Origin of the sequence: uncultured Roseibium sp., assembly GCF_947494555.1 — a bacterium.
In the GTDB taxonomy this organism is placed as follows: Bacteria; Pseudomonadota; Alphaproteobacteria; order Rhizobiales; family Stappiaceae; genus Roseibium.
The window spans coordinates 323981-346980 of sequence record NZ_CANLVF010000002.1; the positions used below are offsets into that span (position 1 = coordinate 323981).

Annotated in this window: 20 protein-coding genes and 2 tRNA genes; 10 read left to right on the forward strand and 12 right to left on the reverse strand. The window is 56.3% G+C overall.

Annotated elements, in window-relative coordinates:
* Positions 1-14 precede the first annotated feature (14 nt).
* Genes Q0915_RS10085 through Q0915_RS10095 form a run of 3 tightly spaced genes read left to right on the forward strand, consistent with a single transcriptional unit; the run spans position 15 to position 3470 of the window.
* Positions 15-878, forward strand: a complete 864-nt coding sequence (locus Q0915_RS10085) for an ABC transporter permease (RefSeq protein ID WP_299472304.1) — start codon at positions 15-17, stop codon at positions 876-878.
* 35 nt (positions 879-913) lie between these two features.
* Complete coding sequence (locus tag Q0915_RS10090) at positions 914-2701, forward strand: gamma-glutamyltransferase family protein (RefSeq protein WP_299470944.1); 1788 nt, start codon at positions 914-916, stop codon at positions 2699-2701.
* 16 nt (positions 2702-2717) lie between these two features.
* Positions 2718-3470, forward strand: coding sequence for a DUF1028 domain-containing protein (locus Q0915_RS10095; RefSeq protein WP_299470946.1), 753 nt, complete (start codon positions 2718-2720; stop codon positions 3468-3470).
* A gap of 608 nt (positions 3471-4078) precedes the next feature.
* Here Q0915_RS10095 and Q0915_RS10100 read toward each other — a convergent pair.
* Positions 4079-4155: transfer RNA gene (locus Q0915_RS10100), tRNA-Pro, on the reverse strand.
* Positions 4156-4377: 222 nt separating this feature from the next.
* Here Q0915_RS10100 and Q0915_RS10105 point away from each other — a divergent pair.
* Positions 4378-4734, forward strand: a complete 357-nt coding sequence (locus tag Q0915_RS10105) for a hypothetical protein (protein ID WP_299470948.1) — start codon at positions 4378-4380, stop codon at positions 4732-4734.
* 766 nt (positions 4735-5500) lie between these two features.
* On the opposite strand, the gene Q0915_RS10110 is transcribed toward Q0915_RS10105, so the two are convergent.
* The 3 genes from Q0915_RS10110 to Q0915_RS10120 form a co-directional block, all read right to left on the reverse strand.
* The gene (locus Q0915_RS10110; RefSeq protein ID WP_299470949.1) at positions 5501-6016 is read right to left on the reverse strand and encodes a DUF192 domain-containing protein; all 516 of its coding nucleotides are present in this window, start codon (positions 6014-6016) and stop codon (positions 5501-5503) included.
* A gap of 144 nt (positions 6017-6160) precedes the next feature.
* Complete coding sequence (locus Q0915_RS10115) at positions 6161-6742, reverse strand: cold-shock protein (protein WP_299470951.1); 582 nt, start codon at positions 6740-6742, stop codon at positions 6161-6163.
* A gap of 137 nt (positions 6743-6879) precedes the next feature.
* A complete protein-coding gene (locus Q0915_RS10120) occupies positions 6880-7659 on the reverse strand; it encodes a Sir2 family NAD-dependent protein deacetylase (RefSeq protein WP_299470953.1) in 780 nt (259 codons plus the stop codon).
* 53 nt (positions 7660-7712) lie between these two features.
* Here Q0915_RS10120 and Q0915_RS10125 point away from each other — a divergent pair, with 53 nt between their 5' ends.
* Together Q0915_RS10125 and Q0915_RS10130 are read left to right on the forward strand one after the other, a co-directional pair.
* On the forward strand, positions 7713-8153 hold the full coding sequence (locus Q0915_RS10125; RefSeq protein WP_299470955.1) for a VOC family protein: 441 nt from the start codon (positions 7713-7715) through the stop codon (positions 8151-8153).
* Between the two features lie 125 nt (positions 8154-8278).
* Positions 8279-8354, forward strand: a tRNA-Glu gene (locus tag Q0915_RS10130).
* A gap of 51 nt (positions 8355-8405) precedes the next feature.
* Here Q0915_RS10130 and Q0915_RS10135 read toward each other — a convergent pair.
* Complete coding sequence (locus tag Q0915_RS10135; protein WP_299470957.1) at positions 8406-9260, reverse strand: hypothetical protein; 855 nt, start codon at positions 9258-9260, stop codon at positions 8406-8408.
* A gap of 473 nt (positions 9261-9733) precedes the next feature.
* Here Q0915_RS10135 and Q0915_RS10140 point away from each other — a divergent pair, with 473 nt between their 5' ends.
* Positions 9734-11308, forward strand: coding sequence for a caspase family protein (locus Q0915_RS10140; RefSeq protein ID WP_299470959.1), 1575 nt, complete (start codon positions 9734-9736; stop codon positions 11306-11308).
* A gap of 100 nt (positions 11309-11408) precedes the next feature.
* Here the strand turns inward: Q0915_RS10140 and Q0915_RS10145 are convergent, their stop codons facing one another.
* Complete coding sequence (locus tag Q0915_RS10145; protein WP_299470961.1) at positions 11409-11834, reverse strand: biopolymer transporter ExbD; 426 nt, start codon at positions 11832-11834, stop codon at positions 11409-11411.
* Between the two features lie 147 nt (positions 11835-11981).
* Between Q0915_RS10145 and Q0915_RS10150 the strand changes: the two genes are divergently transcribed.
* The 3 genes from Q0915_RS10150 to Q0915_RS10160 all read left to right on the forward strand — a co-directional run bounded on the left by Q0915_RS10150 (position 11982) and on the right by Q0915_RS10160 (position 13647).
* The gene (locus Q0915_RS10150) at positions 11982-12440 is read left to right on the forward strand and encodes a DUF1036 domain-containing protein (protein ID WP_299470963.1); all 459 of its coding nucleotides are present in this window, start codon (positions 11982-11984) and stop codon (positions 12438-12440) included.
* A 69-nt stretch (positions 12441-12509) separates the two neighbouring features.
* Positions 12510-12941, forward strand: coding sequence for a hypothetical protein (locus tag Q0915_RS10155; RefSeq protein WP_299470965.1), 432 nt, complete (start codon positions 12510-12512; stop codon positions 12939-12941).
* Positions 12942-12975: 34 nt separating this feature from the next.
* A complete protein-coding gene (locus Q0915_RS10160) occupies positions 12976-13647 on the forward strand; it encodes a MotA/TolQ/ExbB proton channel family protein (RefSeq protein WP_299470967.1) in 672 nt (223 codons plus the stop codon).
* Here Q0915_RS10160 and Q0915_RS10165 read toward each other — a convergent pair.
* The 6 genes from Q0915_RS10165 to tssM are packed head-to-tail and all read right to left on the reverse strand — an operon-like array spanning position 13639 to position 22977.
* Positions 13639-15498, reverse strand: a complete 1860-nt coding sequence (locus Q0915_RS10165) for a hypothetical protein (RefSeq protein ID WP_299470969.1) — start codon at positions 15496-15498, stop codon at positions 13639-13641. The genes Q0915_RS10160 and Q0915_RS10165 overlap by 9 nt on opposite strands.
* Before the next feature lie 2 nt (positions 15499-15500).
* The gene (locus Q0915_RS10170; protein ID WP_299470971.1) at positions 15501-15917 is read right to left on the reverse strand and encodes a biopolymer transporter ExbD; all 417 of its coding nucleotides are present in this window, start codon (positions 15915-15917) and stop codon (positions 15501-15503) included.
* 47 nt (positions 15918-15964) lie between these two features.
* Positions 15965-17869: a serine/threonine-protein kinase gene (locus tag Q0915_RS10175; RefSeq protein WP_299470973.1), complete on the reverse strand. Its 1905-nt coding sequence runs from the start codon at positions 17867-17869 to the stop codon at positions 15965-15967.
* Between the two features lie 20 nt (positions 17870-17889).
* Positions 17890-18633, reverse strand: a complete 744-nt coding sequence (locus Q0915_RS10180) for a protein phosphatase 2C domain-containing protein (RefSeq protein ID WP_299470975.1) — start codon at positions 18631-18633, stop codon at positions 17890-17892.
* Positions 18630-19313, reverse strand: coding sequence for a type VI secretion system-associated protein TagF (gene tagF, locus Q0915_RS10185; protein WP_299470977.1), 684 nt, complete (start codon positions 19311-19313; stop codon positions 18630-18632). Before tagF ends, Q0915_RS10180 begins: the two co-directional genes overlap by 4 nt.
* Before the next feature lie 10 nt (positions 19314-19323).
* Positions 19324-22977: a type VI secretion system membrane subunit TssM gene (gene tssM / locus Q0915_RS10190; protein ID WP_299470979.1), complete on the reverse strand. Its 3654-nt coding sequence runs from the start codon at positions 22975-22977 to the stop codon at positions 19324-19326.
* Positions 22978-23000 lie beyond the last annotated feature (23 nt).

Sequence of the window (23000 nt, forward strand, 5' to 3'; positions counted from 1 at the left end):
CCGTTGCTGCAGACATACCCACCGCCGGGCCCGAGGATCAGCCGAGGTCCGGAAACCGGGCCTGGAAGAAACTCAAGGCCAACAAGAGCGCCTATGTGGGTTTCCTTCTGGTCGTGTTTTTTGTCTCCATTGCCATACTCGCCCCGGTGCTGCCGATCGCAGATCCGACCGCGACGGACTGGGGTGCCATTCGCAATGGCCCTTCGGCAGCTCACTGGCTCGGGACAGACGAACTCGGCCGCGACATTCTCTCCAGGATGATCTGGGGGGCGCAGGCATCGCTGCTGGCCGGCGTGGTTTCCGTGCTGATTGCCGTCTCCATCGGCGTGCCCTTCGGCCTGATTTCCGGATATTTCGGTGGCTGGATCGACCAGATCATCTCGCGCGCGACCGACGCTCTTCTCGCAACGCCGTTTCTCATTCTGGCAATCGCCCTTGCCGCATTTCTCGGACCGAGCCTTACCAACGCGATGATCGCAATCGGCCTCTCGGCAATGCCGATCTTCATCCGGCTGACACGGGGCGAAGTCCTGGCAGTCAAAATGGAGGACTATGTCGAAGGTGCCCACGCAATCGGCCTCTCCACCCCAATGTTGCTAATGCGCTACATCCTGCCGAATGTGTTCGCCCCAATTCTTGTTCAGGCAACATTGACCATTGCAACGGCCATCATCGCGGAAGCGAGCCTGTCTTTTCTCGGGCTCGGCCAACAGCCCCCGGCGCCGAGTTGGGGCTCGATGCTGAATGTTGCCAAAAACTTCATGACCCAGGCTCCCTGGATGGCGATGTGGCCAGGCATCGCGATCTTTCTGGTCGTCCTTGGCTTCAATCTTCTGGGCGACGGGCTGCGTGACGCGCTCGATCCCCGAGAAACATAAAAATACCCAGGAAACGCTCAAACCCGGATTTCCAAATGACAGTCTTTACCACAAGACCCGAAATCAAAGGCACCTTCGGTGTCGTTACATCAACGCACTGGATTGCCACAGCGGTGGGAATGCGCATGCTGGAACTCGGCGGCAACGCGTTTGACGCGGCGGTCGCCACCGGTCTGGCCCTCCAGGTCGTCGAGCCGCATCTCAACGGTCCCGGCGGGGACCTGCCGGTCCTCTTCCACAATGCAAGCCAGAACGAAACCAAAGTTCTCTGCGCGCAGGGTCCCGCCCCGGCAGGCGCAACGATCAGTCACTACAAGTCGGAAAACCTGGATCTCATTCCGGGCAATGGGTTGCTTGCGACTGTCATTCCGGGCGCGTTTGATGGTTGGATGCTGCTTTTGCGCGACCATGGCGTCCTGCCGCTCAGAACCGTTCTGGAACCGGCAATTCACTACGCCCAACAGGGGCATCCCCTTCTGCCAAGGGTCAGCGCTACAATTGCAGGGCTCAAAGAGTTCTTCGAGACCGAATGGCCGACGTCCTATCAGGCATGGGTTCCCGGCGGCATCGTTCCGGCCCCGGAGTCGAATTTCACGAACCCTGTTCTCGCCGAGACATGGTCGAGGATTTTGAAAGAGGCTGAAACTGCAACCGGCCGCGAAAACCAGATCGATGCGGCCCGCGACTGCTTCTATCGCGGGTTTATCGCAGAAGCCATCGGCGACTATCTGCAAACGGCCGAAGTGATGGATGGTTCCGGCGCTCGCCACAAGGCCGTTCTGAGCGCTGACGATCTTGCCGGATACGCGGCAGCGTACGAAGACCCGGTCAGCGCTGCCTATAATGGCTGGACAGTCCTGAAGACCGGCCCCTGGGGTCAGGGTCCTGTTCTTTTGCAGTCATTGTCGCTTCTGCGCGGGCTCGATCTCGCTTCGCTTGAGCCCACCGGTCCACAATTCGTGCATCTTGTCACGGAGGCAATGAAACTCGCTTTCGCCGACCGGGAGGCCTATTACGGCGATCCCGGTTTCTGCGATGTCCCGCTGAACGTCCTCTTGTCGGAGGCTTATAACGCGGAAAGACGATCGCTCATTTCCGAACACGCGTCCGTCGATCTGCGTCCTGGTGTCATTCCCGGTTTTGAAGGTCAGGTCGACCGCACGATGAAAGTCATCGAAAGCGCGGGGATCTCTGAAACCGGGGTCTATGAACCGACGATGGCGCATTTGTCGGAAAAACGCGGCGATACCGTGCACATCGATGTCATTGATCGCTGGGGCAATATCGTGTCTGCGACCCCGTCCGGCGGTTGGCTGCAATCATCTCCGGTTATTCCCGGACTTGGGTTTGCGCTCAATTCCCGCGCTCAGATGTACTGGCTGGAAGACGGCCTCCCGGGTTCGCTTGCGCCGGGTAAACGTCCGCGAACCACACTCACACCCAGCATCGCCTTTCACGACGACGGGACAGCCCTTGCGTTCGGCACCCCGGGCGGTGATCAGCAAGACCAGTGGCAACTGGCCCTTTTCCTGCGCCTGGCACATCACGAGCGAAATCTTCAGGCAGCACTCGACATGCCGCTATTTCACACCACTCATTTTCCAGCGTCGTTCCATCCGCGTCAGCGGCAACCGGGTCACATCATGGCGGAAGAGAGTTTTGGCGCCGACACGCTCTCAAGCCTCAGAAGCCAGGGACACTCCGTCGAAGTGGCAGATGAATGGACTATCGGCCGTTTGACGGTGGCGGCGCGAGACCCCAGCGGCCTGTTACGGGCAGGTGCAACGCCTCGCCTGATGCAAGCGTACGCGGCAGGCAGATGAGGAAAGGCAAGCAAAAATGACATTTTCGATTGTCGCCCGGGACAAGACCACAAGGTACTACGGGATCTCTGTTGCGAGCCGTTTCTTTGCCGCTGGAGCCGTCGTGCCGCACCTTGCCGGACAGGTTGGCGCTATCGCGACGCAAGCGCTCGTCAGTCCGATCTATGGAACGGAGGGATTGTCCCTGCTGCGCTCCGGCGTCTCGGCACAAAGGGTCATCGACACGGTCGTGGCCCGCGACAACGGCAGCCATTCCCGCCAGATCCACCTCATTGACGCTAAAGGCCGGGCGGCAGCCTTCACGGGTGACAAGTGCATCGACTGGTGCGGTCATCTGATCGAAGACAATGTCACGGTTGCCGGAAACATGCTCTCCGGTCCGCAAGTGGTCGACGCGGCCATGGAAACCTATCTGGCAAACTCCGGGTTGCCCCTCGAAGAAAGACTGCTGACCGCGATGGAAGCGGCAGAGGCCGCCGGCGGAGACAAGCGCGGGCGCCAGTCAGCTGCCCTCAAAATCGTGCACGATGAAGACTATCCCTGGCTGGACATACGTTCGGACGACCATGCGGCACCACTTGAAGAACTCCGCCGTCTGCATGCAGTTGCACAGGAACGCTATCTGCATTTCGCAGAACTGATGCCGACGCGCGAAAACATCCATGGCCTTCTGGATCGCACTGAAATCGACCGGAAAATCGCGGACCTGGAAGCAGAACGAGAGAAGGCAGGCCGTTCAAGCGCTTCCTTTGCAACGCCCCCGAGCTGATGCCGAAACCCGCGTCATCGAGGCATCAGAACGTAACCGGGCACTCGGCTTTCTGTGAGCGCCCATGCAAGTTTTCACGATCCAGCGAAATCAAACGCTTAAGCCTCCAGTGCCGAGATTGAGCACGCGGCATCCGGGTCGATCAAAACGCCTGCTGTTTGCAGACGAGCCCGAAAAAAACGCTTCGTAGTGGCTGGCGCCCTTCTCTATTGTTAATATGAGATCGGGCATTCATTGCCTCCCGCGTGCACCACATCGTGCTTCCAGGAAGACGGTGAAAAAGTAAAAACCAGCGATCAACCGTGCTGGAGCCCTCAGATCAGACAGGACCCTGCACCACCCGAAGCCAATTCGGCATTTGGCCGGAATTTATGCGTGACGTCACGGTCGCGAAAGATTTTGTCAAAAGAGAACTTGACCTGAACGCGAGCAGGCGACGCGTACGCCCGGGCGCTCCAGCCGCACTTGAACTGACGCACTCGTCCGCAACAGATCAGACTGGAAAAAAGTTTTTGTGATTTGCCGATGGTCAGCGCTCGTCCATTCTCACAGAGCTCTCACGAAGCCAACTGCCGAGAAATGTCAAATCCGCCAAATCGTTGGAAAAATGGTCGGGGCAGCAAGATTCGAACTTGCGACCCTCTGCTCCCAAAGCAGATGCGCTACCAGGCTGCGCTATACCCCGATCCGTTGATTTGGGGGATGTACCGGTGTTCGTGGTCGGCGTCAAGAGTGGAAAAACCGGAAACCGGGAAGGTTGTGAACAGTCCCTTATCGGCTTCGTTTGCCAATCAATCCGCAGCCATCGAGGGACTGGAAACCGGGTAACGGCAACCGGGCCGAGCAAATTTCGTCCAAGATGAGCGCTCAGATTTGCTACACTGCATTATCGTTTCGGAGGAATGTCATGAGAAACAAATTTATTGTCCTGAGCGCAGTAACGTTTTGTATTTCAATTATTTTTTTGGCGTGGCTGATTGCCATCTATATTGGTGAAAATGCGCCGCGCCCGGACCCTATTATCGATGAGACGGGAGCCGAAATTCCGCCTCTTGTCTTTCTCGATACAACGAACAATCTCGTATTGCCATTTTTGATATCTGTTGGGGGTCTCCTTTCGACACTCACAACGATTGCGCTCGGCTGGCGCACGGATCGTCGTCAGGCCGTAGAAAGTGAGCTTAAATCGCGCGAGCTGGAACTTAAAATCAAGGAAATGGAACTAAAACTTCTGCAGGCTACGAAACCCGCGGCGGGCTCGTGATGAGGAGGTTTGAAAAGCCAACCTTTTCGGAGATCGCAAGCAGCACGAAATCCATTGGCGACATCGTGGTCACTGATTTCAAGATCCATGATCTCAGGCACGATTTCGCATCAACGCTTTTGCGGGTTAGCGGCGCTCAACACCAGGTACCCGCTGATCGGGCACAATTCCAAATAATTTCACGGAAGAAAAAAGGACGTCGCCCCGGTGAAAAAGCGGCACAAACGTTACCTTTTTGCGTTCGTCATTGGTTGGTTTGGAGCTGCCTGCCTGATGGCTCACGCCATTTACACCCGGGGACTTGAACCGAATTTCACACGCGTTTTTGCCTTTCCGGTAATGTTTGGGGTTATTTTTGTCGGCGGCGCCTGGCGTATGAATTTACGGCGGATAATGACCCGACGAGAACGAGAAGGCTTTAGAAGGCGCGGATGGAACTGGAACGCTTATCGGAACACCATGTTGGTCCTTGCCATCCTCATTGGGTGCGGACTCATTGTTTATAAGTTTTACGCGCGATAAATGTTCTTACGCTCTGAAATAGCCCTACCCCTTCACGAGGGTGTTTCAAAGTAAATTATCATCAGCTTTCAATGACTTGCGGGTATAATGAGATTTACTACCAAACCAGATGCGCTACTAGACTGAGTTAACCTCCGATCAATCGATTTTTTGGGGTGCCTACGCATTCGTGGTCGGCGTCAAGAGTGGAAAAACCGGAAATCGGGAAGGTCGTGAACAGTCCCTTATTGGCCTCGTTTGCCAATCAATCCGAGGCCATCGACGGACTGGAAACCTTGTCGCCGACATCGATCCCGAGTTTTGCCGCCGTGCCGGCATTCAGTTCCAGGACGTATTGCGCAGGCGCGCCGGACGGTATGGTCTTTTCGGAGTAAGGCGTCGTGTCAGCGGCTATGCTGACGATGTCGCCAGAAGCGGCGATATAGATAATGTCGAGCGGCAAAGGCGTGTTTTTCATCCAGAAATAGCGATCGCCCTCGGTCTCGAAGATGAAAAGCATGCCGTGATCCGCGGCCATTTCCTCACGAAACATCAGGCCTCGGGAGCGTTGCCGGTCGGTGGCGGCGATTTCGACCTGGAAACGATGAGCCGTCTCACCGGACTGCACATTCAGTTCTTCCTGCGGCAACTGGGGCTGAGCGTCCTGCGCGAATACAGGGAAAGCAAAACTGGCAAAAGCGAACATCAGAACGACGAGAGGCGCAGCTGCGCGGAAGACTTTTGAGACCATTTCGAACCCTGTAATAAAACTTGAGGCCATCAAGGCATCCGGACCTTGAGCACACAAACACAAGTTGGAAAGCTGAGAGCCGTCTGCCGGGGATACCTGTCGAGGGCAGCTTCGACAAACAAAAAGGCCGGATCAAGTCCGGCCGGCAGTCAAAACTCATCCAAACACGTTTTGTCAGTGCGATGCAGGAATATGGGTCCCTGCCCCCATCGGCCGGATCTCTGCCGCCATGCGTCCTTTGGGGCCCTGTCCGAAACGCACAAGCACATCCTGGCCCGGCCGCAGTTCCGTAATGCCGAAGCGGCGCAGCGTTTCCATGTGGATGAAGATGTCTTCGGTCCCCTCGCCCTGGGTCAGGAAGCCGAAGCCCTTGACCCGATTGAACCACTTTACGGTCGCCTGCTCGAACCCGCCTTCGGGGACAACCTGTACATGGGTCCTGGACGGTGGCAACTGCGATGGATGCGTTGCTGTCGTTTCGTCCATCGACAGTATGCGAAAGGCCTGAAGTCCGCGTGGCCTGTCGAGGACTTCGCAGACGACCCGTGCACCCTCATAGGCTGTCTGGTAGCCGTCTCGCCTGAGACAAGTCACATGCAGAAGGATGTCACTGTCACCACTGTCCGGTACGATAAAGCCATAGCCCTTGCCCACATCGAACCATTTTATTGTTCCGGCAATCTCGAATACATCAACGGCAACGTCGTCCGCAACTGTCTCGAGCGCGCGGGGTTCCCGTGCGGTTTTAACCCCCATAGCGATTTTGTCCCGTCTTTAGGTCCGCATCATTAGGCCGAAGGCAAATCGCGACTCACCTACGGCCGATTCCTAATAAAAGGATAACATTGCGACTTATAGCGAGAAGCGAAATTGTGGAACTAACCACAGACCATTTACGTGTTTTGATCAAAATCTTCAGAAAATTCTGCAAAAGTTTGCGCCAATGGTGTCCGGATGACAGTAGAGGCGAGTGAATCCAGCGGTGTTTCTTGCGCATTGAGAATCACCAGTTGGGCGCTATGACGGACTGCGGCCATAGGCAGCTGCGCCGCTGGATGGACCACCAGCGATGAACCCAGCACCAGAAAAAGATCGCAATCCCGGGCCGCATCAAATGCGCGCTCCAGTTCCATCTCGGGCATCTCCTGTCCAAAACTGACAACGGCGGCTTTCAGCAGACCGCCGCAAGAGTTGCAACAAGGGCTTACTCCTGAGGCGACCGTCGCGCGCTGTTCTTCAAGCTCAGCGCGCCGTCCGCAGTCAAGACACGTCGCATAAGTCGAATTGCCGTGGATCTCGATCAGCCTGTCTTCGGGAAACCCCGCTGCCTGGTGCAAGCCATCCACATTCTGAGTGACCAGGCACTGCAGTTGTCCCGTTTCAGCGAGCCGGGTCAGGGCCAAATGCGCCGCATTCGGCTTAGCCCTTGAAAAAACATCCATCATTTCAAACCGATGATCCCAATCCTTGAGGCGGCTTGTTTCGGATGAAACAAAGTCCTGGTATTGAACCGGCTGGCGTTTGGACCATATCCCGCCCGGGGACCGGAAATCCGGGATGCCCGAGTCCGTCGAAATGCCCGCACCGGTCAATGCAACAATTGTGAGGCGGTCATTTCCATGAATTTGTGCAACAAAGTTTTGAGCAGCGGTCAGGCTGGTGATAGATGTCATGGGCCGGTCGGCACCTCCCGCTAAAATTCCCCGCATGAGGAAAAGGACAAGTTATGCGTTATCTGCACACGATGGTTCGCGTCACGGACATTGAAGAGTCTCTCGACTTTTATTGCAACAAAATGGGTATGACGGAGACTCATCGCATTGAAAGCGAAAATGGCCGTTTCACTTTGATCTTTCTCGCCGGAGCGGAAGACATCGACGCAGCAAAAGCCAGCAAGGCCCCTCTGCTGGAGCTGACCTACAACTGGGATCCTGAAGAATATACCGGCGGCCGCAACTTCGGCCATCTCGCCTTTGAGGTCGATGACATTTATACGTTCTGCGAAAATCTTCAGAACAAAGGCGTCACGATCAACCGTCCTCCGCGCGACGGACGCATGGCGTTCGTTCGTTCGCCGGACAACATTTCATTCGAACTGCTTCAAAAGGGCGAAGCCCTTGAAATCAAAGAGCCATGGGCGTCGATGCCGAATACCGGCGAGTGGTGATTTCAAAGGGTTTTCAACATGTGCAGGTCCGGAAGACCGGGCCTGCAAAAAATTGTCGCAAAGGCTCTTGCGGGCAAGTCCATTCCCGCCTATAAGCCTCCCCACGACGCAGCCGCGTCGACCGCGCGCCCATCGTCTAGCGGTCTAGGACGCCGCCCTTTCACGGCGGAAACACGGGTTCGAGTCCCGTTGGGCGTGCCACTTTTTCCCCCAAGACAACACCTTTGAAGTCGTCAGCACCTGAGCCGGGTGCTAACCGGATGTCGGTGAAACGAACCGGCATTCAATGTCCTGGCCAGGGTCGTCTTTTCCAAAAAGCGTTCTTCCGGGAAATTCACGCTGGTAAAAGGCATCTATGTCCTGGGCTGACGGACCGGCATAGTCGACCCGTCCGTCCGGGAAAAAGACGTCAATGTCATCATCTTCATGACCTGTTGCGTAGGTTTCCTGTGACCCGTGCAGGATCATGTTCACGCCGATCCTGTTGTTGACGAAATTCTGGACATCCATGAATTTCGGTGAGCGGGCATGTGTCTGTCCCAGGCGCCTCTCCTTTACCCTGACGATTGTGTCTGGGGAGTCCATGTCAACAATTCCGTAGAGATCAAAGTCACCGTGAATGCACTTGCCGGCGGCAATGAGCGAACTCGAAGTGAACTTGACACAGCCGAAATACGGATCCTGCGGGTTGCGCTCGACAAAATAGAAACCGACGCCCGGAATATAGGTGTTCTTCTTCTGCTGCTCAAAACTTGCCATTTCCGGTTTCAGCTGGCTCGAAAATGATCGCCACGCAGCCACGGCCTTGGCGTATCTACCGGCTGAATAGGCACGCTCACCCACAAGTTCCGGGTCGACCACCAGGCCTGCAATCGAAGGCCTCTCGACATCCGGCACCCTGCTGCCTCTGGGCGTAACGTCATAGTCCGCGGTCTTTGCCTTGCAATCCAGTCTTTTGGGCAAGGCATAGCTTTCGCCGATATGCTGCAACGACGCCGTGTTGGTGCGCCGAACCAGGATTGCGACGTTGTAAAGTTTTGCGGCGGAGCGGAAAACACCGATATGAGCCGCCTTCATATGGTTGAGTATGTCAGAACGACCGGCCATCCGAACCGCCTCCTGGGAAATTAAAAGGCGTCAGTCTGAGGTGACGCTGATTTCCCGACTCCTACCAGATCCCGCGGCGGATGAGACGTGATCCAGGTCACTCAATTTTGGCCTTTGGCAGCTGTCCGGCGCATACGCGGAGCATCGGGTACAAATTTGCAAGACGCGCTTGCGGTAACCAGCCTTTACGAACAACAAAAAATTGATACAAAAAACGCCGCGTCGGCGTTGAGAATCGTGGAACTGGCGAAAAAGATTGGATATAATCCGTGTCTGACTACAAGTTTATACGGAGTTTATGGAACGCGATTGATTGGCTTGTTTTTAAGATGAATTTCACCAAAACAAATAGTTGTGACACGTATTACAGAACATTTAATGCCGCAGGGGTAGGTCTGATTACAAGAGGACACGAACCTCGGATCAAGATCGGACCAACCGACAGGCAAAATTGATCTACGAGAGGACAGGACATGTTCACACGATTGATCGCCGTGCTGGCAATACTCATTGCAGGGACCGTCCCGGCACTGGCAAAGCGCGTCGCCCTCGTTATCGGCAACGGCGCATACGAGCATACAATACCACTTCCGAACCCCTCCAACGACGCCGAACAAATGGCGGCCAAGTTGCGCAGCCTTGGGTTTGAAGTCGTTGCGGGTCAGGATCAGACCTACAACGACATGCGCCGTTCTGTGATGGATTTCGCGAAAAAGGCCTATGGAGCCGAAATCGCACTTCTGTTTTATGCAGGGCACGGGATGCAGGTCGGCGGACAAAACCTTCTCGTGCCGATCGACGCCAAGATCGAAGACGAGACATCGCTCGATTTCGAAACAATCTCCGTCGATTTCATCATGCGCCAGATGTCCAAGGACGTGAAGGTTCAAATGGTGTTTCTGGATGCCTGCCGCGACAACCCGCTGGCACGCACTCTTGCGCGCCGCATGGGACCGAGCCGTTCAGGCGGCCTCGGCGCGGGTCTTGCTGAAATCAAGGTCGAAGAAACAGGCGGCGAAGGTTCTGTGATTGCCTTCGCGACCAGCCCGGGCGACGTCGCACTGGATGGTGAAGGCCAGAACTCTCCGTTCACTTCCGCACTCATCCGTCATATCGATACACCGAATGCATCTATCCAGACGGTCATGACGCGGGTCACTGGCGATGTTTACGACGCCACGGAAAAACGTCAGCGTCCGTGGGTGAACGCTTCCCTGATCGGCGAAGTATTCCTGAATAAGCGGACCGCCGATGAACCGGGCACTGAAGTTGCTTCACTCGGTACCACTTCGACAGCTGTTCCCCAGACTGCCGTGACTAATGCAGCAACGGCCGCAGCAGCTACGGCCTCCCAGACAAACCTTGACTGGGAACGGGAAAAGCTGATCTGGGAAGCTGCAAAGTCGAGCGATACAGTGGCAGACTATGAATCGTATCTGTCCGCCTATCCGAATGGCACTTTCTCGGATTTCGCGCGCAATTCGATCAAGCGCCTCGATACCGGCTCTCAGGTGGCTGCGGTGAATCCGGCGGCAGCCGCGGGCGCTGCTGCAGGTCAGCCGAATTCAGCCAACGGAGCTGTTACGAACCTGCCGAACCCGCAGACTGCGATTCCGGGAACCGCCGAGACCGAAGCGGCGCTTGGCTGGAACCGGACCGCCCGGCGGGAAATCCAGACGCGGCTGAACCTTACCGGGAATAATGTCGGCCGTCCGGATGGTGCTTTCGGCCCGAAGACGCGCGCTGGTGTCGTTGCATGGCAGACCGCGAACGGATTGGTTCCTTCCGGATATTTCACCGCGTCGCAGCAGCTGCTACTCACCAACCAAACGGCAGCCCAGTACACGGCCTACATTGCTGAAATCAAGCGTAAGCAGCAGGCCGCGTCGGCTTCACGCAGCACGACAACGCGCCGGTCCAACACCACGACGCAGCAACGGACTACCACCACGCGCCGTACGAATAACGGTGGTGGCGTGAACCCGGCAGGCGCTGCATTCATTGGCGGTGTGGTCGGTGGAATTATCGGCGGTGCAATCGGCCGCTAACTCCGACTTGGCAAGCAATAAGACAAAGCCCGGCGAAATCGCCGGGCTTTTTTTTAAGCTCAGTTGTTTTTCAAGGTCATTGTGCCGTTGGTCCCAAAGGTCAGTTCAACTTGAGACTCACACGTCCAATCCTGGATGTTTTCGCCTCGTCAAGCACGCGAACAACTTGCTGGAAATCCGAATTCGCATCCGGGATCAGGACGGCGCTTGTTGCCCCCACACCTGCCAGACGATCAAGTTCCTGCGCCAGGCTTTCAACCGGTACACGTAGCCCATTGACGATCAACACAGGGTTGTCCGGATCCGGACCCGGCTTCAAAATGACAAGGACAGCCAAGGTTGGCGCAGGCTGGGTGCTTTCTTCACTTGCGACAACCTCCTCGCCCCCCAAAGAGACATCGAGCGGACGCCAAATGCCGAAAGTCGACGACAACAGAAAAAACATGACGAGTATGAAAATCACGTCGATCAGAGGTGTGAGCGGTATCCGCCGTTTTTTTCCCACCGGTGTGTGAATGGAGAGCATTCGCGGTTGTTTGCCTGCGTCGTAAGCTGCTTGAACGTTTCAATACACTCCCGCAGTTCTTGATAAATCACAATGGCAAAAGGCAAATTGACGGTAAGGCCTCACTTGCTTAGCGTTGGAACAGAACAGATTATCGAGTGCACACGCATGAATGAAGCCACCGGCATTTTGTTTCCGAAGCGAGGTGTTGGCCGTTTTCTTGGAAAGCCCGGCCTGTTGTCGCTGACGCTCTTCCTGGGCCTGACATTCCCAAACGCTGCCAGTGCCGGTCTTCGCGTCTGCAACGGCTCGGTGGACCTTGTGAATGTCGCCATCGGATACGACACCGAAGATGGCCTCAGAACGGAAGGCTGGTGGACGATCACTGCAAATGCCTGTAGCCAGGTCCTTCAGGAGCCTCTCAAGGCAAACAACTACTATCTCCACGTCTCGGATGGTTTTGGCGAAAGCCGTCTCGGCGGCGACGTTACCCTTTGCATTCGCCAGGAGAAGTTTGTTCTGTTCGACGGTGACCAGTGCTGGCAGCGGGGACTGATCGAAGCAGATTTTTTCAAAATTGAGACCGACGGCGCCGAAGACTGGACAGTCTTGTTGTCATATGACTGATTTTTGTGTCTGATGGACCAAAGGTTTATGCGGCTTGCTATGCAGCCGGACATGTTTTGGGGGATCTAAATGCGATTTTTCACGAAGCTGTTTCTATTCGGATATTTCTGCGCCGTTGCGAGCGCATCTTCCCTTGCGCAGCAGCCCAACGGAAAGATCAGTCTTGAGCTGAATCACGTCCAGGCAACGCAGGATGGTGGCTGCCGGCTTTCGATCATCGCAACAAATGGCCTGGAGCGTCCGATAAACCAGCTTGGACTGGAAATCGTTGCATTCAATACCGAGGGTCTTGTCGATCAGTTTCTGAGGCTCGATTTTTCGCGCATTTCGGCCGGCAAAACAAAGGTCCTTCAATTCGACCTTGCGGGCAAAGCATGCGACAGCCTCTCCAGACTGCATATCAACGATGTGCTCAATTGCGTCCCGGCGAGCGTTACCGACGTCTACTGTCCGGACCTTCTGGATCTGCAAAACCGCACAGCCATCCAGTTCGGCGACTGACGTCGCACAACACGCTGCAGGGACATGCATCTGAATGGTAGAGTCGTCTTCTTCGTGGCTTGAACTCGGCGGACCCGTAGTCCTCGTCCTTCTTGGTATTTCTGTCCTGGCGCTTGCGGTCATTCTCGCAAAAGCATTCCAGTTCTCCAGCGCGCGGGTTGGCCGTCACGTCCTTGTGCGCCAGGCGGTGACGATGTGGCGAACGGGCGATCGCGCAAAGGCAGCGCAAGTGCTTTTGAAAGACCGTTCCCTGTCCGCCGGGTTGGTGCGCAGCGCGATGGACGCGATCCAGATGCTGGACAATCAGCCGCTCAGTTCCCAGGAACGGGACATTCGCGAAGAAAGGCTTCGGGAGGAAATTTCAGCACGTGCAGCCGACCGTCTCTTCGGGCTCGCGAGTTGGCTCAAGGCGCTCGATCTCGTGACTCAGATCGCCCCGTTGCTCGGTCTTTTCGGCACCGTTCTTGGAATGATCGAAACGTTTCAAACGCTGCAGGAATCCGGAGCGTCAGCAAATCCCGGAGCACTCGCCGGCGGCATCTGGGTTGCGCTTTTAACAACGGCATGCGGACTTGCCGTCGCCATCCCGGTCTCCGTTGCAGTAACCTGGTTCGAAACAAGGCTCGAGAAGGAGCGCGCGGCATTGGAAATCCTGCTGACGGGCATTTTCACCGCCGGCGCCGCAACACCACAGCCATCAACGTGAAACCTTAAACGCCGAAAGCGAAAAAACGCCGGGTTCGGCGAGCACACTTGCGATCCGTTCGGCAGAGAGTGTGCCAAACCTGGGCGGTTGCGTGTCTTTTGGCCGGTTCCAGACCGCCAGCAAAAGCGCTGTTTCGGTCTGTCCGCCGGTGACCAGTGTAACCGGGATCGAGAAACTCCACCCCCCTACCGTCGTTGTACTGTTTTGGACGCGGACAAATCCGCGACCGTCATGGATCTGCCCCGCATCATCAATAAGGTACAGCTCCGGCGGTCCCTTGCCGTTCAAACGAAGTCCGGCCTGTTCAGCCTGCGCAATACGCCCGAGTGGCAAGTCACGCTGGATCACGCCCGAAACCCGCGCACCGCTTGTCACCACTGTCCGGTCAAGCTCAACAAGCCCGGGGGCTTCGACGCCCTTTGACACACTCAGAGCATCAAGGACTGCGCACTGGCGTCCGGTGACCAACCGAACTTCGATATCTGCCTCATAGCCCTGATCCGCGGCAAAGCGCTGGTCGAATTTGAAAAACGGATCGATCACGGCCCCGAATGCGGTCACCTGCGCAGTCTCGGTTCCTGCAGACATTACCGAAAGATGGACACATTCACCGGCATCATAACCGGCGACATAGGCGGTGACATTTGCCAAGGGATCGATGGTGGCAACTTCGTCAGGGAGAACGCTTGGTGCGGGATCGGATGACGTCGGGGCGGCAGGAACACTTGAGGTCTCCGGATCATTCGGTCCCAACGCCGGTGGGTTGATTTCCGAAGGAGCGAGGGAGGCTATGACGTCTTCCACCGGTTTGACAGGCTGAACGGTTCCAGCCTCAACCTGAACCGCGCTGGTAACCGGTTCAACCGCAGCCACGGTGCCGACCTGGCTTGGTGGTGTGTTGCTTGAAACGGTGACGGGAGCTGCCGTACTCGACGAAGAAACCACCGGCGCAACCGTTTCAACTGAAGATACGACAGGGGCCGCTGCCGTCGGCTGGCTCGCAGATGGAACCGCTGCCGAGCTCGTGTTTGCCGAAACGGTTTGCGAGGCCACCACGGTTGTGGTCACCGTGGATGGACTCACCTGAACGGGCGCTACGGATGATTGCGGTCGCGTCTGAACGACGCTTTCGGCAGCCTGAGCTGGAACCACGTCGCTCGACGATGAAATCTGCGGTAATGGATTGGTTGGACTGGGAGAAGTCACAACCTCCGGCACGCTGTCGGGAATTGCCTCGATGACAATGGGCGATGTCACCTCACTTACAACGACTGTGGTTTGCGGTGCCGACGCGACGACTGGAGCAGATACAGCATTTTCAATCGTCTCGGGTACGGGCTCGATCACGGTTTCCACAGGAGTGGAAACAATGGTTTCGGCATCCGTTTGAGCAACGGGTTGTGGCGTATTCGAAGTGGCCTGTTCTGCCGCTGCGAGATTTACCGGCTCCGCCTGAGTGGTGGATTGTAAATCCGGCGTAACGGAATTGATGTTCTCTGTTTCCACGACTTGCGGCTGAATGGCTTCGCTTGTGTCCGGTCGGCTTTCGACATCGGCGGGCGCAACGGAGGAAGCAACCTCCGGAACCGGTTGAACCGGAGCTGCGTTCGTTGCCGCGGTTTGGACAACGACGGACTCCACCTGCTCAGCAGGTTCAAATATCAGGTCTTCGCTCTCTATTATGATCTTGGTTTCGGCCGGGGGGGCCTGAGGCTCAACCTTCCATGTGAAGGCCGGCAATCCATAGATCAGAATTGCAATATGAGCAGCGACGGACATACCGAGACCGGCAGTCCAGACGGCGGCCGGAATACGTGCCTTGTCATCTCTGTTGTAGATCGCCACTGTCACGGCTATTCCGTTTCAATTGTGATGAAGCTGAGCTGCCTGATCCCGGCGGTACGAAAGCGTTCGGCATTTGCCGCCACGGCAGCCATTTTTGCACGCCGATCCACCTGTATGGACAGTTTGTCCGTTTGATTGCCCAGGCGTGTCAGCAGTTCGTTCAACGCCTGGTCATCCAGTTCTGCGCCTTCAAACCAGACAGTGCCTTCCTTGCTGATAACCAGGCTGTTTTGAATGTCGCCTTCGCCAGACTTTTCTATTGTTTCAGCCCACTCGAATTCCTCAGGCAAAGGCGGACGCAACGTTCCCGAGACAAGCAGGAACAGCAACAACAGGAAAACGACATTGATCAGCGCCAAGGAACTGTCTGCCTTGCGCTCTGTAAGCGGCTTCGGCACATGAATCGGTTTCGTGTAGCGCTTCATTCCCGTTGCCAGTCCATTCCCGATTTGACGCGATGCTTCAGGGCATCTCAGGGCACCACTTTGACCGTGGTTGCCGTTGCCCGCAAGATCGGGAGGTCCTGCATCAATGCGTCAAAATATTTGTCAGCTTGCGTTTCCCGCCGAACAGCAAGATTCGAGACGAGATTTGTCCCAACCATGGAAATGATCAATCCGGTTTCTTCGGAAAGCGTTTTCAGGTTCAGCGGAACCACGAAACCGGCACCGCCGTCATCCGCTTGCAGATACGGTGAGAGATTGATGACCTTACCGTTGCTTGACACGAACAACAGTCCGAGTTCGCCGGTTGACGGATCGAAGCCGGAAATTCGGCCCGCCATGTTTTCGCCGTTTGGAACCACCGTTCTTTGCATGTCCAGCCGCAATTCGGTCTTTTCATTACCCTGCGGTGTCGCACGCAGGAAGGCGACCGCAGGACACTGAGAATCCGAGACCAGGTTTGCCTGGATCTTCGCCTCAAAACCCTGTTGGCGGGTGAAATCGCTGTCAAATGCAATAAAGGGCGGTGTGCGGGAGGCGAAACCTTCGATTTCCGCGGAATTCGCGGCAACCTGAACGGGCTGCAGATACATGCACTCCCCTGCCTTGTAGTTGCTTATGAAGCTCCGGACACGATCTTCGGGTTTCAGCGTTGCCTGTTCTATGGGGCTGGTTGTCGAACCGTCACCAGAATCGTCTGGCGGCAAAGGAAGGGTATCGTTTCCGCCACCTTGCGTTAGGTTGGATGTCTGATCATCCGATCCGTTCGGCTCAACAGGCCTTGGAGATTGCCCGCCGCCAGTTTCATTGTTGTCGATCTGGGTTGTTGTTCCACCACCCTGGCTGGTGTTCTGAACAGGTGTCTTGGGAGCATTTTCCCGCGGTTGCGCAACCAGGACCGGCTTCTGGTCGACATTCGGAACCGTCTGGCCGACAAGGAAATAGACGCCTGCTGCCCCGAGGCCCGCAAATCCAAGAAGCGACAACGCCACAAGAACCCTGCGCCCCCACCGGACAGGTTGCGGCGGCTGGTCGAGCGCGGACTGCTCCGGCGGTGGAGCAGACGGCCTGATAACCGTTTTTTCAGCGACCGGCCGGTACATCGGCGCGCCAAGCGTCCATTCCGCAATTTCGCCCATCGAAGACGGTCTGTTTGCGGGATCGGGTTGAAGCATCGATTCCAGAAGGGGGCGAAAGCGGTTATCGACCCCATCGAGCGAGGGGACGATCCGGCGCTTCTCGATCATCTCGACCTGGGTACCGCCCATATCTGTCTGCTTGCCGGTCAGCGCTTCGGTGATCACCAGTCCCAGGGAATAGATGTCGCTTCTTGCGGTAACCTTTCCGTCAAACAGGCCGACCTGCTCCGGCGAGACATAGTTTATTTTACCGGCAAAACCATCGCCGATGATTGTCGGGCCGCCTGTGTTGGCCCGCGATATACCGAAGTCGATGATCTTCGCCTGACCGACGTCTCCGTTTTGCAGGATGATGTTATCGGGGGACAGGTCACGGTGAATGACTTCGCGGTCATGAACCGCCTGCAGCGCCGAGGCCACCCTGACAAGAAGTCTGTAGACCGCCTCCGGCTCCAAAGCTCCGGCTTCGAGCCTCGACTTCAATGAGGGACCGGCCACGAACTCCATCGCAAGGTAATATACTCCCAGAGTCGGTTCCTTGGTGAACACGTAATACTGGGTCAGTGCATCATGCTTGAGTTTTCGGAGGATCTTGGCTTCCCGCTTGAACAGATCAAGGATCATCGGATCCTTTGCGAAAGTTGCAAGCAGAACCTTGATCGCGACCGGGTCGCCGCTTTCGATATCCCGCGCACGATAAACAATCCCGATGCCGCCATCGGCGATGTGCTCTTCAATTTCGTAAAGATTGTTGAGCCGCGTTCCTATCGGAAGAAGATGGTCATCCGAATTCATAAGCGGGCATCTCCTTCACCCTAAACAACCTGATCAATATCCACGACGACAACCGTTACATTGTCGGCCCCACCCTGCTCCAATGCCCCATTCAACAATCCCTGAGCAGCCGACTTCTGTGCCCCGTCCAGAAGAAAATTTGATATCACCGTGTCATCAAGATGCCCGGTCAAGCCATCGGAACAAAGCAAAAAGCGATCCCCTTGTCGCAAGTTGCCGGAGACCAATTCGAGTTCCAAATCGACGCCGGAGCCGATCGCCCTCGTAATCACATGCCGCCGGGAAAAGTTTCTGGCCTCTTCTTCCGTCAGGACCTGCTGGTCGACGAGTTCCTGGGCCTCGGTGTGATCGGTGGTCAATTGTTCCATCTGGCCGCTTCTCAACCGGTAGACACGGCTGTCGCCGGCCCAAAGGCAAGCAAAATTTACACCGTGGGTCAAAAGTGCGGCGATGGTGGTTCCCATAGCTGCGCCATTTGCCTTGGCAGAGGCCTGCTCAATCTGTTCCTTGGCATCAATGACGCGGCCCTCGAACTGATCCAGAAGATCGACTGCGCTGAGGGGCACCCTGATCGTGGTGAGCGCCTCCTTGACAAGGTTTGAGGCCATCGCGCCCCCGTTCAAGCCGCCGGCACCATCCATAACGGCGAAAACGCCTTTTTTTTCATCGCAATAAAAGGCGTCCTGATTTTCTTCTCGAACACAACCAACATGTGTCAGGCCAATCGAAAATCCGCGCATTTCTATGTTCTCTGGCTGCATCATGTTCGATGATCCTCCGGATGGTATCGCCCATGTTCTTGCCCTGCCGCTTCGGAACTTAAATCTGCTGCTTCAAATGCTTCGGGCAGGATCAACCATTGAAATGATCCTTGCTCCGGCAAACCGCCACACCGGAACACATATGCCCCCTGCCCCGCACGGCACCAGAAGGCCGTGTCGATTTTTCCGGCGGTGCCCTCGCCAGGTTCGAGGACAAGTCCATCAGCCGGAAGTGCTGTGTCCTGTTCGATCAGCGGCTCGCCCAATGCGGAAACCGCGGTTTGAAATCCCTCAAGATCGGCCTCTTCGTCAAGTGCGCTCAAGAGAATGGCCTCGGTCTCATCATACCAGGCCTCTTCTGGCATTCCGGTTTCGTTCAAACCGCTTGCGGAACTTGCAATCGTCAGCGGAAACTTCCGGCCAACCTTGTCAACGCTCGGCATGAACGCACCGCAGATGGTTTGAGCGATGCCGGCTTCATCCGTCCCCGGTCTCATCAGGAACCGCCAGACCGGCATGGTCATATAGGCTTCTTCCCAGTTTGACCCCAGGTCCTCTCGGGATTGCGAAAGGCCTCGCATCAGAAAAGGTTCCCAGACCCTCGAGAAGCCGTCGGGACAACGGCCGATTACAAAATCGGCACGGTCCGGGAGCTTTCCGAAATATCCGGTTGTGTTCGTCATGACGCTCCGTTCAAAAACTTGTCGGGCATTTGAAGTCGCCGACGGCGGACAGGAAGAACGGGTTGGGCTTGGTCCGCAGTGTCACCGTGAACGCAACCTGGCGTCCGCCGAGCGTTTTCCTGACAACGAATTTGTTCTGTCCGGAGCTGACCCTGTTGGCTCTGACGAACCTGTAGAAAGCCCAATCGCCGTGGATTTCCTGACGCGACCTGTAACCTGGAACTTCCGGCTGGATTACCAGGACCACGCGAGGCGTCGCCGTGTTGCTTGGCCAGTCGAAGCTGGCGGGCAGCGGCTCGATATCGGCATTGAAACCCGGTCCACGCGTGACCAGAACCAGATTGCCGTTGACCTCCAGGCTGGCCGCGTCAGCCTGCTGGGACAATGCACGCGGCACGACCTGCAGTCCAACGGACGGAAATGCGTTCCCGGTCGGGAAAAACGCCTGTTTTATAAGGTCGGCTCTTTCAAACTGGCGCAGTGTGGCGTTTGAAAGTCTGTCGGCCTGCGACACCTCCGGTTTCCAGTTCCAGGGCCGCGAGGACGTGTCCACAAGGGCTTTCAGGTTCTGATCGAAGAATTGCTGCATGATACCGTTCGGCGAGAAAAGCTTGGCGAACTCGGTCATCGGAACTTCTGAGCGGCCGTTTGTGAACGGATAGTTCCGCGACACGATGCGCTGGCATGCCTCCACGACCTGGGACTTGAGCTTCTCGTTCAGCTGCGTGATCGAAGTCTCCTTGAATTCCTCGTCGAACTCCTTGGCGGATTGCAGAATGAGCTTGTCGAACGGCTGTGGGAAACGAGTGGCATTGCTTCGAAGCAGAGACGCCTGGATCTGCACGTTCGAATTGGCCGTCTCGCTCTGAAGCGGGTTGTTGGCTACGACGAGAAGGTTGTCGAGGATGTTTTTGAAATTCAGCAGCAAGGCGTCGATCTTGCGGCTGTTTTCTCCTTCAACGAGCACGTGATAGGGGCGGAAGTGATCCTCGATCGCTTTCCCCGGGATGATGGCCGGACCATCATTCCCTGTGGCCGCGTCCAGGGCACTCGATACGCCGCCCGGTGCAAGGGCCTTGATGCCGGCTTCCAGGCCGATACGCTTCAGACCGCCAGCCCTGTCCAGAACGTAGTACTGGAAAACCTTCTGGGCTGCTTCCGAACCGGCATCCTGCGCATTTCCACCGCCGACTGCACCGGCAATACCTTCCTGCGACAGGTCCTGGGTCAAAAGGGTTTCGCTTCGGATGCTTTCAAGCAGCTGAACGACCGGTGACGTCGGGGCGGAGACAGCCTGCAACGTCGTATAAAGCGGCTTGTCGTTGCGCATGGACTTGAATTTCAGATTGCCAAGCGCTTCTTCCCAGGCTTCAATATAGTCTTTCGTGTAAAGCGAAAGGATTTCAGATGGCAGCGATTGATACTGATCGGAAAACGCATCCGCCTCGCTGATATCGCCGAATACCCATTTGTCCCGCTCCAACTCCTCGCGTATGCCCGCCAGGTTCGGCAACACGGAAAGATGGAAGCCGGGATAGGTATAGAAACGGTCGACGACGACGGTGTCCAGAGTGTCGCCGTTCTCGGTTTCGAAAACGGTTTCCATATCCGGACCGCCGCGCTGTTCTGCAACCCAGTCTTCGCTCGTCAAACCCTTCGAGCGGGATTTCAGCAACGCATATCCGCGTTCCGCCAGGCTGACACGCGCAAGTTCCCTTTGGACTTCGGCAACAAGCACACCGTCGAGCTGGGCGGTGAGAACGTTGCCGCCAAAATCGAGATCCAGCATCGCGGCAATGTGGGAGTTGAGTTCGTTGCGAAGAACTTCTCCCTGGCGTCCCGGGAAACTCTGCAGGAAATCCGCCCTGAAGGAGTTCTTGATCTGATCCTTGTCGATCTCGGGGGCGTCGCCCGCAACCATGCGGTAGAGCTTGGTCAGATTGTAGAGCGTATCGATGTCCTGACCACCCGGACCCGTGCGGTTATCGAGGACGTCGGTCATCTGTTCTTCAATACGCAACAAAAGCCGGGGCCTAAGCAGTCGTTCAAGCCCGCTTCTATAGGAGGTTATGCCCGCAGCCTCGAGCCGCTCGCGCTGGCTCAATCCGAATTTTTCCATGAACGGTGTCGGATTGTTACGGCTGTCATAACCGGCAGGCAGGCTACGCAACAAAGACAGGAGATAGGCAGAGTCGCGCAAACTGTCGTCGCGGACCACGCGTTGTTCAAGGACGCCCTCGCCTTCGGCACGGACCGCCGCCACAGCTTTTGCTGTTTCATCAATCAGCGCCCGGTTGTTCAGGTAACTAATCGTCCAAAGACTTCCGAACCCGAGCGTTACGAGCACAATGGCGGTATAGGCCGCGATCCGGGCGGCCGTGGCCATTCGGACCGCCTGCCGGTTGTGCGTCACCCAGCCTGCCTCGCCAATAATCACCTTGTTGAGCAGGTCTTTCAGAAAATAGCTCTTTCCTTGCCCGGACAATGCCGCTGCCTGGTAGGAAGTGCCAAAGGCCTGGCTCATGGAACCGATGACGCGGTCAATCGCTGTTCCGGTCTGTGTACCGGAGGTAAAATAAAATCCGCGCAGGACGGCATTGGGGTAATACCGGCTTGGCTCGAATATGGTGTTCAGGAAGCCGGTTACCCTGTCCTTGAGCGCTGCAATCTGAGTGGGGAAACCGTACAGCATCAAACGTGCGCGCGGATCGGGTTCCTCCTGTAGCCTGTCTGCCAGCTCTTCGTTGAGACGTTCAATCAGAAGGTCAAATTCGGCCGGCGTTTCGGCGACCATATTCTTGTTCTTCTCGCGTGTCTGGAAGGTTGCACCCCAAACCAGATTGCGCCGGCTTTCAGGATAAGAGCCGAAAAACTCCATGAAGCCCGCGACCGTGTCCGCCTTGGTGAAAATGACGTAGACGGGAAAATCGATCTTGAGGGTCTTGTAGAGTTCTATCAGACGAGCCCGAATGGCATCGGTGTGCTCCTTCAGCTCTTCATCGGAGAGCGTCATCAGGTCTTCCAGGCTTATGGAGACCATGACACCGTTGACCGGCTGGCGAGGTCTTGCCTTGCGCAGGATGTTCAAAAATCCAAGCCAGGCTTCGCGATCGTGTTCCTCATCCGAATCCTGCGTGGTGTAGCGGCCGGCTGTATCGATCAGCACCGCATTTTCAGCAAACCACCAGTCGCAGTAACGCGTCCCTCCAAGGCCTTCGATCTTCTGCGCTTCGCCCTTCCCGCGCTTGTTGGCGAATTTCAGTCCTGAATGGATCAGTGCAGTGGTCTTGCCGGCACCAGGGGGACCGATCATCAGGTACCAGGGCAGATCGTAGAGATAGGTACGTGTGTTGCCACTGGCGGTCTTGAGCGTCTTCAACGCATCCTTCATGCGTTCCGACAGGATCTGCAGGTCCTCTTCGCTCGCCTTGGGCTGAAGGATTTCCTGCTCAAGAGCCCGATTGGCAGCGATGCGCTTATAAATCCTGTAAGTTGTCCATCCGCCGATCGTCAGCAAGATGAGCGCAACCAGAAGCAGCCTGACCCAAAGCGGCTCAAAGGGGCGCACACCGGCTATGGCAAGAAATGGTCCGCCGAACCAGATCAAGGCGATCAGCGCAATTATGCCGATCAGGATTGCCGTTATTCCGAGCCAGAATTTCATCGATTATGCCTTGTCTTTAACTT